Below are 12,206 nucleotides of genomic sequence, written 5' to 3'. Positions count from 1 at the left end.
ATCCTTTGTTACTCAGAATAAGTATTAATAAATCATAACTTGGTTCATTTCATACTTTATGAATAAGGTAATTTAATACTTTGTGTAAAAATAATTGAGGAGTGTATACCGTTTTATAATATTTATTGAGGATACATTCACCTAATACAAATCCTTTGTTACTTAGAATAAGTATTAATAAATCATGACTTGGTTCATTTCATACTTTATGAATAAGGTAAGTTAATACTTTGTGTAAAAATAATTGAGGAGTGTATACCGTTTTAAAATATTTATTGAGGATACATTCACCTAATACAAATCCTTTGTTACTTAGAATAAGTATTAATAAATCATGACTTAGTTCATTTCATACTTAATGAATAAGGTAATTTGATACTTTGTGTAAAAATAATTGAGGAGTCTATACCATTTGCTGATATTTTATTTAATCTTAAGAATAGGGTAGATAAATTTGGAAGAACTAAATTACTTAAATTTATCAAAATGATAAATGTTTAGTTTGGCACTGATTGCGAATAATTAAACATAGCTTGCACAGTTTTATTTTTTCAATCCATGCAAGCTACTATCAATTATAATTTGAAATCACTTAAATCATCTTCGCTGATTTCTGAGTCAATCTGACCAACAAGATATGAGCTCATTTCTGCTTCTTGTGGTGCGACTTGTACGTTATCGGAAACAAGCCAATTGTTGATCCAAGGGATTGGGTTGGATTTTACTTCAAATGGTAATTTAAGCCCAACAGCTTGCATACGAATATTGGTGATGTATTCAACATATTGGCAAAGGATATCTTTATTTAATCCAATCATTGAGCCACCTTCAAATAGGTATTCTGCCCACTCTTTTTCTTGATTGGCTGCTTGTAAGAACAGGTCATAACAATCTTGTTCGCACTCTTTGGCGATTTCGGCCATTTCAGGATCGTCTTCACCACTTCTTAGGGTGTTGATCATAAATTGAGTACCAGTTAAATGAAGCGCTTCATCACGAGCTATCAATTTGATTATTTTTGCATTACCTTCCATTAATTCTCGTTCTGCAAAGGCAAATGAGCAAGCAAAACTCACATAAAAACGAATAGCTTCAAGGGCATTAACGCTCATTAAGCAGAGATAAAGTCGTCTTTTAAGTTCACGCAAGTCGATAGTGACGGTTCGATTATTGATAGTGTGTTTACCTTCACCAAATAGGTTGTAATAACTTGCGTAGCTAATTAGGTCATCGTAGTAACCTGCAATATCACCAGCTCTTTTTTGGATTTCTTTATTGGTAACAATATCATCAAACACTACAGAAGGATCATTGACGATGTTGCGGATGATATGCGTATAAGAACGAGAATGGATAGTTTCTGAGAACGACCAAGTCTCTACCCATGTTTCTAGTTCAGGGATAGATATTAGGGGAAGTAAGGCAACATTGGGGCTTCGTCCTTGTATTGAATCAAGCAATGTTTGATATTTTAAATTGCTAATAAAGATATGTTTTTCATGTTCAGGTAAAGCCGCATAGTCGATACGATCTTGTGAAACGTCGACTTCTTCAGGGCGCCAAAAGAAAGAAAGTTGTTTTTCTATTAATTTTTCGAACATTTCATATTTTTGCTGATCATAACGAGCAACATTCACCGGTTGACCAAGAAACATTGGTTCTTTAAGTTGATCATTATGGACGTGTGAGAAGGTGCTATAATTCATACTCATAGTCGAACTCCTAATTTTGTTTACTTTTTCACTAAATATTCGGAAAAAGTAGGAATAGTAAGGATAACTTATCGCTATCCTTCACTTTTGTTATAGTGCTAAACAGGGCCATTAAATTTTACATGCTCCGCCTTCACAACCATCATCACTTGATGTGAGTTCAATATCGCCTTGAATATCTTCAGCACCATCACGTGTATTATGATAATAAAGGGTTTTTACACCGTATTTATAAGCAGTTAGTAAATCAGCTAAAAGTTGTTTCATTGGTACTTTGTCATTCGGAAATTTGGTTGGATCGTAATTAGTATTTGCCGAAATTGATTGGTCAATGAACTTCTGCATAATGCCTACTAAATGCAGATAACCTGTATTATTTGGAATTTGCCAAAGTAATTCATATAGATCTTTTAATTTATTATATTCAGGTACAACTTGTTTTAAGATGCCATCTTTGGACGCTTTAATGCTGATATAACCACGTGGAGGTTCAATACCGTTAGTGGCATTGGAGATTTGGGATGATGTTTCAGAAGGCATTAATGCTGATAAAGTTGAATTACGTAAACCATGAGTTTTTATTGATTCACGTAAAGACTCCCAATCATAATGTAGTGGCTCTTTAGTGATTGTATCGAGATCTTGTTTATAGGTATCAATAGGTAAGATCCCTTGTGAATAAGTCGTCTCATTAAATAGTGGGCAGGCGCCTTTTTCTTTGGCTAAGTTATTCGATGCTTTTAATAAATAATATTGCATCGCTTCAAAAGTACGATGCGTTAAATTATTAGCACTGCCGTCAGAATATTTAACGCCATGTTTTGCTAAATAATAAGCATAATTAATCACACCAATACCAAGCGTACGGCGATTAAGTGATGCGTTTTTAGCCGCAGGAACAGGATAATCTTGATAATCAAGTAATGCATCAAGGGCTCGAACAGTTAAGTCGGCAAGTTCTTCAAAATCGTCAAGCGATTCGATTTTACCTAAATTGAAGGCAGATAGGGTGCAAAGTGCGATTTCGCCTTTATCGTCATTGACATTATTAAGTGGTTTGGTTGGTAACGCAATTTCCATACATAAATTAGATTGATGTACCGGCGCAAGTTGTGCATTAAACGGACTATGCGTGTTACAGTGATCAACATTTTGTATATAAATTCGACCAGTCGATGCGCGTTCTTGCATTAATAATGAGAAGAGTTCTACTGCTTTTACTACGCGTTTTCTGATATTAACATCTTGTTCATATTGATGATAAAGCGCTTCAAATTTCTCTTGATCGGCGAAAAACGCATCGTAAAGCCCTGGTACATCTGATGGGCTAAATAGTGTAATGTTTTCATTTTTAATGAGGCGCTGATACATTAATTTATTGATTTGTACACCATAATCCAGATGTCGAACGCGGTTTTCTTCAACACCTCGGTTGTTACGTAATACTAATAAACTTTCAACTTCTAAATGCCAAATTGGATAAAATACGGTAGCCGCGCCACCACGAACACCACCTTGCGAACAAGATTTAACCGCGGTTTGGAAATACTTATAAAATGGGATACAGCCAGTATGGAATGCTTCGCCACCACGAATAGAGCTACCTAATGCCCGAATTCGACCCGCGTTAATACCGATACCAGCTCGTTGAGAAACATATTTTACGATAGCACTTGCGGTAGCATTGATGGAATCTAAACTGTCATCACATTCAATTAGTACACAAGAACTAAATTGACGAGTTGGAGTACGGACACCCGCCATGATTGGTGTGGGTAGTGAGATTTTAAATGTCGAAACGGCATCATAAAAGCGTTTGATATAATCTAGTCGAGTATTTTTAGGGTAATTTGCAAACAGACATGCTGCCACTAAAATATATAGGAATTGGGCGCTTTCATAAATTTCCCCAGTCACTCGATTTTGAACTAAATATTTACCTTCAAGTTGTTTAACCGCTGCATAAGAGAAGTTCATGTCACGCCAGTGATCGATAATTTTATCCATTTGTTCAAACTCTTCTTGGCTATAATCTTCAAGAAGATGCTTGTCATAACGTTCGCTGGCAACAAGTTTTTTTACATGTTCATAAAGCGGTGGGGGGGTAAATTGGTTATAGGCTTTTTTACGTAAATGGAATATCGCTAATCGAGCAGCTAAGTATTGGTAATCTGGTGCATCTTGAGAGATGAGATCTGCTGCTGCACGAATGATTGTTTCATGAATGTCGGAAGTGCGAATACCATCATAAAACTGTATATGCGAACGTAATTCAACTTGAGAAACCGAAACATTTTCTAATCCTTCAGCAGCCCATGTAATGACTTTATGGATTTTGTCTAGGTTTATAGGTTCTTTTTTTCCATCACGTTTTGTGACTAGTATTGATTTATTCATTTTCCATCCATTTTTGTGGTTTTTAATGGTGATTATAATAATTGATATTTATCAAAATATACAATATATAGTGCCTATTAATCATTTTATTACTATATATAGTGTATTTAATAAGCGGTGATCTTTAATTTATTGACGAAAATCAATGACTACGGGTGATATTTAGAAATATGAACTTTTTTTGTCAAAAAAGGCAATGATAGGTAGTTACTTACTAAATGAGATATTGGGGAATGATAAGATCTACCTATCTATAATTACAACTCGAAATTCATATCATAAATATGAATCTATTTCGTTTATTGAGCTATATATATTTAGCAATATATTATTCATTTTTATCTTGAGATTTGCTTTTATAATGCTATTTAGCTTTATAAGGATATAAAGCATAATAGCTGTTTAAGGCTATCTCCCAAATACAATTTTAATTAAATATGCTCAAGAACTAGGATAAGCCTTTGCTAAGGATCTCTCATTTACCTATCAGTGAATCAATTTTTTAGGTATATACAACTTTACCAAAAACTTTGTTTAAACATGCATGATTTAGTTTGATCAATTTAAGATCAGTCAACATGTTTGCTCAAGCAAGAACTTTCGGTAACTATTAATATATTCAATCTAATTCTTTTTGTAGCGCTGATTTGTGCTAGCTTTATTTTGAGACTCTAGCCAAGCCAGTTTTTCCGAGTAATTTTTCTCAGCACCCCGTTGTGTTGGGTGGTAATATTTGCTGTCGGCCATTTCTGGTGGGAAGTAGTTTTCACCTGCTGCATAGGCATTAGGTTCATCATGTGCATAACGATATTGTGCGCCATAACCTAAATTTTTCATTAAACTGGTTGGCGCATTGCGTAGGTGTTCTGGAACATCATAGTCAGGTTTGGATGTTGCATCTTTCATCGCTTGGTTAAATGCAAGATAAACCGCATTACTTTTAGGTGCACATGCTAGGTAAACAATTGCTTGTGCGATAGCTCGTTCGCCTTCTGCTGGTCCAACTCGAGTAAAACAGTCCCATGCTGCTAAAGCGACTTGCATTGCTCTTGGGTCGGCATTACCGATATCTTCTGATGCAATAGCCAATAATCGACGAGCGACATATAGCGGATCTCCACCCGCGGAAATGATTCTTGCATACCAATAAAGTGCTGCATCAGGTGCAGATCCTCTAATTGATTTATGAACCGCCGAGATTAGGTCATAATAACGGTCACCTTGATTATCAAATCTTGCACTACGTTCGCCGATGACTTCTTTTAGTAATTCAGGCGTTAATGGTTTTCCATCAGACATATCAACCAGCAATTCAAGCGTGTTGAGTGCGCGTCTTGCATCACCACCAACAAATTCGGCAATCTGTTTTCTGGTTTCCTCAAGTAGCGTAATTTTTTGGTTGCCATAACCACGTTCCGGATCATCCATCGCTTGTTGTAAAATTTGCTCAATATCTTCATTAGTTAATGATTTAAGCAGATAGACTCTGGCACGGGATAGTAGTGCTGAATTTAACTCAAAAGAGGGGTTTTCAGTGGTAGCACCAATAAAGGTTACTGTACCATTTTCGACATAAGGTAAAAAAGCATCTTGTTGGCTTTTATTAAAACGATGAACTTCATCAACAAATAAAATGGTTCTTACTCCGGATTGTTGATTAATTTTGGCGCGTTCAATCGCTTCGCGAATATCTTTAATCCCTGAAGTTACTGCTGAAATTCGTTCTACTTTGGCATTAGCATGATGCGCAATAATTTCTGCTAAAGTGGTTTTGCCGGTTCCAGGTGGTCCCCAAAGGATCATAGAATGTAAATGACCTGCTTCAATTGCTTTAGGCAGGGGTTTATCTTTACCAAGTAGTTGGCTTTGACCTATATATTCAGATAAATTACGTGGACGCATCCTTGCCGCTAAAGGTTTAAATTCATCTGACCCAAATTCAAAAGAGAGACTAGGCATGCTACACCATCCAAATTTACAAAATACAGTTATTATATACTGCTTAACTGATAAGTGAAAAAGAAAAGAAAATATCTTTCACAGCTAACAGAAAAACGGTAATATTTTGAACTAAATTAAAATGATTGTTTAATTTATTGTATTAAACAAAATGCATAAGGATTGGTAATGAAGAAGTTTTTAATTTTAATTGGGTTAATGACAAGCTGTGCAGCATGGGCTGGTGATAAAGAGGTGTTGCAAGAGCGATTAGCTAAAATTGATGGGTTTTATGCTCGATTTTCACAAGATGTGAAAACAGCCGATAAACAACCAGTTCAACAAGGTAAAGGTGATTTGTGGGTAACAAGGCCTTATTACTTTAATTGGACAATGACTGAGCCAGACGAGACGTCAATCATTTCAGATGGGCGTAACATGTGGGTCTATACTCCTGCCGTTGAACAAGTTAGTGTAATGAGCTTAAAAAAATCGGTGGATAATCGTTTAATGCTTTTGATTACGGATAGTCATAATCCTATTTGGAATGCATATACTGTTACACGTAAACAAGACTCTTTTACATTGAAACCAACTGATGGTTCTAACCAAGATTTTGTTATTTCTGTTTTGCCTACTGGGATGATTTCAAATTTTACGATTATCGAGGAAGATGGTCAGCGTAGTTTTTATGATTTATCTCGTCAAACCCTAGGTAAGGTAGCACTTGATAAGTTTAAGTTTACTCCACCAGCTGGAGTAACGGTTGATGATCAGCGTTAATAGTTTAAACAATAGTTAATTATTTAACTTTTGCGAATTAATACACTTTGCGCAATGGCGCAAAGTGTATTGCCTTTAATAGAATCTACTCATTTTCATTAATACTAATAACGGGGTTATCTGAAAATAGATAGTGATCTCGTTTTGTTTCAAAATCTTCGCTAGCAGCATCAAATAACATTTTTTTTGTGTTCTCTAGATGTTGCCACATGGCTAACTTAGCCGCTTTGGGATCACGATTAATTAGCGCATCTAATATTTTGTCATGTTCATCCCACCAGCTTTCAATGTCTTGTTGTTGTACATGTTCATGAAGTTTTTTCCATAATGGGTTTAATGTTCTTTGCTGCCAAGCTTCTTGAACGATAGTAATTAAAGCGGTATTCCGTGTGATCATGGCAATCTGTGTATGGAATTTTAGATCCCAATCAGAATCACGATAATGATCTTCTTTTTTAGCATTATGTTGAATTTCTAATAATTTGACGATGTCGTCTTTAGTAATTTGTGTTGCTGCAAATTCGGCAATGTTACTTTCAATAAGTTGGCGGGCTTGCAATAATTCAAAAGGCCCTGTCGTAGAAAAATTTAATCCTTTCTGTGAGGTTAGAATATTGGTCTGTAAACTATTAGCTATAACATGAATTCCAGAGCCTTTTCTTGCATCAACATAACCTTCAACTTCAAGCATAATAATAGCTTCACGGACAACTGAACGACTTACTTTTAGTTCTTCACATATCAATCTTTCAGATGGTAATTTGCTTCCTACTGGATAAATGCCGTCAATAATTCGGTTTTTAAGTTCAGTTGCGATAACTTGATAAAGTCTTTGATACTCGTGCTGTTCTTGGGTCATGATGAATTTTGCATAAATCCTTTAAGTTTTTTTAGACTTTTAAAATAACATCTAATTGCTTCAAATTAAATAATGTTGTTCCAATTTTTTTAATTAAATTTTTTAGTTACAAACTTTTTAGTTTAAAAAATATCCCTTTAATTATTAGGGATATAGTTCATTTTTGTGATGTATGTCAACTTTTTTAGTTGTCAGGCATGTTATTATGCGCCAAAATATCTATATATTTAGGAGCAATTAAAGATGTACAAAACGATAAAAAACCTACGATGGTATATGATAGCATTAGTCACTGTAGGGACAATTCTTGGTTATCTTACGCGAAATTCGATAGCGGTAGCCGCCCCAGTTCTTAATGAAGTAATGGGATTAACAACGCAGCAATATTCATATGTGGTAGCTTCTTATTCAGCTTGTTATACCATTATGCAACCAGTTGCCGGATATATTTTGGACTTGTTAGGCACGAGAGCGGGATATGCGGTTTTTGCTATTTTGTGGTCAGTATTTTGTGTTAGTACCGCATTTTCAGGTAGTTGGATCGGACTGGCTTTTGCTCGAGGTGCTGTTGGTGCAACAGAAGCAGCAATGATCCCTGCGGGACTTAAAGCGACTAGTGAATGGTTTCCGGCAAAAGAAAGGTCGATCGCGGTTGGTTGGTTTAATTTAGGTTCATCAGTGGGGGCCATGATCGCACCACCATTAGTTGCATGGGCAATTTGGTTCCATAGCTGGCAATGGGCATTTATATTGTGTGGTTTATTAAGTTTTATTTGGGGAATTTTTTGGTTAATCCTTTATCGCCACCCTACAAAACAGAAACGTCTCTCTGAAGAAGAGAAAAAATATATTTTATCTGGTCAAGAAGCAAGTCATCAAACTTCAAATAATGAAAAATTACCAGCGAGTAAAATTTTAACCAGCCGCCGTTTTTGGGGAATTGCTTTACCAAGATTTTTAGCAGAGCCTGCATGGGGTACCTTTAATGCATGGATTCCATTATTCATGTTCACAGCTTATGGCTTTGATTTAAAACAAATCGCTATTTTTGCTTGGATGCCAATGCTTTTTGCTGATGTCGGATGTGTTCTTGGTGGTTATATGTCACCATTTTTCCAAAAACATTTTAAAGTAAGCTTAATTAATTCAAGAAAAATGGTAGTGACGGTTGGTGGTGTGCTTATGATTGCACCTGGTCTGATAGGTCTATTTTCAAGTCCTTATGTTGCTATCTTTTTATTCTGTATTGGTGGTTTTGCTCACCAAGCATTATCAGGAGCATTAATTACTTTATCGTCTGATGTATTTGGCCGTAATGAAGTGGCAACAGCGAATGGATTTACCGGCATGGCTGCATGGCTAGCTAGTACTATTTTTGCACTTATTGTTGGTGCACTTGCTGATACTGTTGGCTTTAGTCCTTTATTTGTAATTTTATCTTGTTTAGATCTTTTAGCTGCCTTAGCGGTTTGGACTATTTTGAAAGAACCATCATCAGATCAAAATTAATCAATAAATTAATAAGATTACAGGATGTATTTTCCTGTAATCTTTTAATAGTTAACTACTATTTATGGAGAATAAAATGAGTTTTTTAACTGAAAACTTTTTACTAGATACCGAATTTTCTCGTCAGCTTTATCATGATTTTGCTGCTGATCAGCCAATTTTTGATTATCACTGCCATTTACCACCGGAACAAATTGCTAAAGATTATCAATTCAAGAATTTATACGATATTTGGTTAAAAGGTGATCATTATAAATGGCGTGCAATGCGTACCAATGGTGTTGCCGAAAAATTCTGTACTGGTACTGATATTAGTGATTTAGACAAATTCAAGGCTTGGGCAGAAACTGTTCCTCATACTATTGGTAATCCTTTATATCATTGGACTCATTTAGAGCTTCGTCGTCCTTTCGGTATTGATAACGTTCTATTATCTCCTTCTACAGCAGAGCAAATTTGGAATACTTGTAATGAGATGTTAGCGACTCCAGAGTTTACAGCTCGTAGCATCATGAAAAAAATGAATGTTAAGATGGCAGGTACAACAGATGATCCTATTGATGATTTAGCTCATCATAAAACTGTTGCAGAAGATAGTTCATTTGATGTTAAAGTTTTACCAAGCTGGCGTCCAGATAAAGCATTCAATATTGATTCAGAATTCTTTGCGGCATATATGGAAAAACTTTCTGCAGTAGCCGATGTTGAAATTTCATCATTCCAAGCGCTTTGTCAGGCTTTATCAAAACGTATGGATCATTTTGCTGCTCATGGTTGTAAGATTTCTGACCATGCATTAGATACAGTTGTTTATGAAGAAGCTACTGAAAAAGAGTTAGATACCATTTTAACTAAACGTTTATCTGGCGAAGTTTTAACCGCTAAAGAAGTTGCTCAATTTAAAACTGCTGTACTTATTTTCTTAGGTGTTGAATACAACAAACGTGAATGGGTTCAACAATATCATATAGGTGCATTGCGTAATAATAATTCAAGAATGTTTAATTTAATGGGGCCTGATGTTGGGTTTGATTCTATTAATGATTCACCTATTGCTCAACCACTTTCTCGTCTATTAGATGCTCAAGCAAAACAAGATGCATTGCCAAAAACGATTTTGTATTGTTTAAACCCTTCTGATAATGAAATTCTTGGTACGATGATTGGTAACTTCCAAGGAGCAGGTATTCAAGGAAAAATGCAATTTGGTTCAGGATGGTGGTTTAATGATCAAAAAGACGGCATGATTCGTCAAATGACACAGCTTGCTCAACTTGGATTATTAAGCCGTTTTGTTGGTATGTTAACCGATAGTCGTAGTTTCTTATCTTACACTCGCCATGAATATTTTAGACGTATTTTATGTCGAATGATTGGACGCTGGGTTGAAGATGGCGAAGCACCACGTGATATCCAATTATTAGGTCAAATGGTTAAAAATATTAGTTTTGATAATGCTAAAAACTATTTTGGTATTGAACTAAGCTAAAAAGCATTAAGTCGTTGTGATTAGATTAATTAAAGAAGAGTTAGAGTAATGAAAACATTAAACAGAAATGATTTTCCGGGTGCAAAATATACGACACGTGTTGTTCAGTTTGGCGAAGGTAATTTTTTACGTGCATTTTTAGATTGGCAGTTAGATATTCTTAATGAAAAAACTGATCTTGATGCTGGTATTGTTGTGGTTCGTCCGTTAAATACGGACTTCCCACCATCATTAAGTATTCAAGATGGGTTGTATACAACGCTTGTTCGTGGTTTAAATGAACAAAATGAAACAGTGAAAGAGTTTAGATTGATTCGTTCAGTTAATAACGAAATCAATGTATATACTCAATATGATGAATATCTTGAGTTAGCTAAAGATCCGAATATTCAGTTTATTTTTTCAAATACTACCGAAGCTGGCATTAGTTATGTTGAAAGTGACAAATTAACAGATAAACCTGCAACGAGTTATCCAGCAAAATTGACTGCATTTTTATATGAAAGATTTGTTCACTTTGCCGGCAGTAAAGAAAGTGGTTTGATTATTATTCCTTGTGAATTAATTGATTATAACGGCGATGCACTTAAAAAATTAGTACTTAAATATGCGAATCAGTGGAACTTGTCAGACCAATTTATCAATTGGCTTGAAAATGATAATTTATTCTGCTCAACTTTAGTAGATAGAATTGTTCCAGGATACCCAAAAACACAAATCGCTGAGCTTGAGACTGAATTAGGTTATAAAGATAACTTTATTGATTCAGCGGAATATTTTTATCTATTTGTTATTCAAGGACCGCAATGGCTAGCTGAAAAATTATGCCTTGATAAATGCAATATGAACATCAAAATTGTTGATGATATTAAACCGTATAAAGAGCGTAAAGTAGCTATTTTAAATGGTGCTCATACTGCATTAGTTCCTGTTGCTTATTTATCAGGTATTGATACTGTTGGCGAATCAATGAATGACGCTCAGATTTTATCTTATATAAAAGAAACCATTTTTGATGAAATTATCCCTGTTTTAGATTTACCTCATCAAGAATTGGTTGATTTTGCTCAATCAGTTATTAGTCGTTTTAAAAATCCATTTATTGAACATCAGTTGATGTCAATTGCTTTAAACAGTATGACTAAGTTTAAAACACGTATTCTTCCTCAATTAATTAATTATCAGAAAGAAAAAGGAACATTGCCTAAACATTTGGTGTTCTCTTTTGCTGCATTGATCGCATTTTATCGTGGTGTGCGTAATGGACAAAGTTATCCGTTACAAGATGATGCAATCTGGTTAGAACGCTTCAGTAATAGTTGGGCAGCCATTGCAGAAGGGAAAAGCTCATTAGAGGATTTAATCAAAGTTGTTTTAGGAGATACTGCTCATTGGGAGCATGATCTATTAACTATTCCTCAATTAGCGCAAACGTTAACACAATATTTAACCGTCATAACCGAAGAGGGAATGCGTCAAGCAATTGAAAAATGTGTTAATGGTAGCAAATAACATGAGT

At 35.1% G+C, this 12,206-nt stretch carries 8 protein-coding genes; 4 read left to right on the top strand and 4 right to left on the bottom strand.

All coding sequences use genetic code 11. The features are described 5' to 3' along the window. Nucleotides 1-575 precede the first annotated feature (575 nt). From nrdB to J3U24_RS05050, 3 genes are all read right to left on the bottom strand, one after another. Nucleotides 576-1,706, bottom strand: coding sequence for a class Ia ribonucleoside-diphosphate reductase subunit beta (nrdB, locus tag J3U24_RS05060; protein WP_065563756.1), 1,131 nt, complete (start codon nucleotides 1,704-1,706; stop codon nucleotides 576-578). A 117-nt stretch (nucleotides 1,707-1,823) separates the two neighbouring features. Next, complete coding sequence (nrdA, locus tag J3U24_RS05055) at nucleotides 1,824-4,109, bottom strand: class 1a ribonucleoside-diphosphate reductase subunit alpha (protein WP_267337102.1); 2,286 nt, start codon at nucleotides 4,107-4,109, stop codon at nucleotides 1,824-1,826. Nucleotides 4,110-4,733: 624 nt separating this feature from the next. Then, complete coding sequence (locus J3U24_RS05050) at nucleotides 4,734-6,068, bottom strand: replication-associated recombination protein A (protein WP_267337101.1); 1,335 nt, start codon at nucleotides 6,066-6,068, stop codon at nucleotides 4,734-4,736. Nucleotides 6,069-6,236: 168 nt separating this feature from the next. On the opposite strand from J3U24_RS05050, the gene lolA reads away from it, so the two are divergent. Then, nucleotides 6,237-6,830: an outer membrane lipoprotein chaperone LolA gene (lolA, locus tag J3U24_RS05045; protein ID WP_065563669.1), complete on the top strand. Its 594-nt coding sequence runs from the start codon at nucleotides 6,237-6,239 to the stop codon at nucleotides 6,828-6,830. A gap of 85 nt (nucleotides 6,831-6,915) precedes the next feature. Here the strand turns inward: lolA and exuR are convergent, their stop codons facing one another. Further along, nucleotides 6,916-7,689: a transcriptional regulator ExuR gene (exuR, locus tag J3U24_RS05040; protein WP_065734724.1), complete on the bottom strand. Its 774-nt coding sequence runs from the start codon at nucleotides 7,687-7,689 to the stop codon at nucleotides 6,916-6,918. 243 nt (nucleotides 7,690-7,932) lie between these two features. Between exuR and J3U24_RS05035 the strand changes: the two genes are divergently transcribed. From J3U24_RS05035 to J3U24_RS05025, 3 genes are all read left to right on the top strand, one after another. Then, entirely contained in the window at nucleotides 7,933-9,198 is a 1,266-nt protein-coding gene (locus J3U24_RS05035; protein ID WP_065734723.1) for an MFS transporter, read from the top strand. Between the two features lie 76 nt (nucleotides 9,199-9,274). After that, nucleotides 9,275-10,687, top strand: coding sequence for a glucuronate isomerase (gene uxaC, locus J3U24_RS05030; protein ID WP_267337099.1), 1,413 nt, complete (start codon nucleotides 9,275-9,277; stop codon nucleotides 10,685-10,687). Between the two features lie 48 nt (nucleotides 10,688-10,735). Further along, a complete protein-coding gene (locus J3U24_RS05025; protein ID WP_267337098.1) occupies nucleotides 10,736-12,199 on the top strand; it encodes a tagaturonate reductase in 1,464 nt (487 codons plus the stop codon). Nucleotides 12,200-12,206 lie beyond the last annotated feature (7 nt).

The organism is Gilliamella sp. B2785, assembly GCF_026537005.1.
Classification (GTDB): Bacteria; Pseudomonadota; Gammaproteobacteria; order Enterobacterales; family Orbaceae; genus Gilliamella; species Gilliamella apicola_E.
This window is presented reverse-complemented; position numbering and strand designations above follow the sequence as displayed.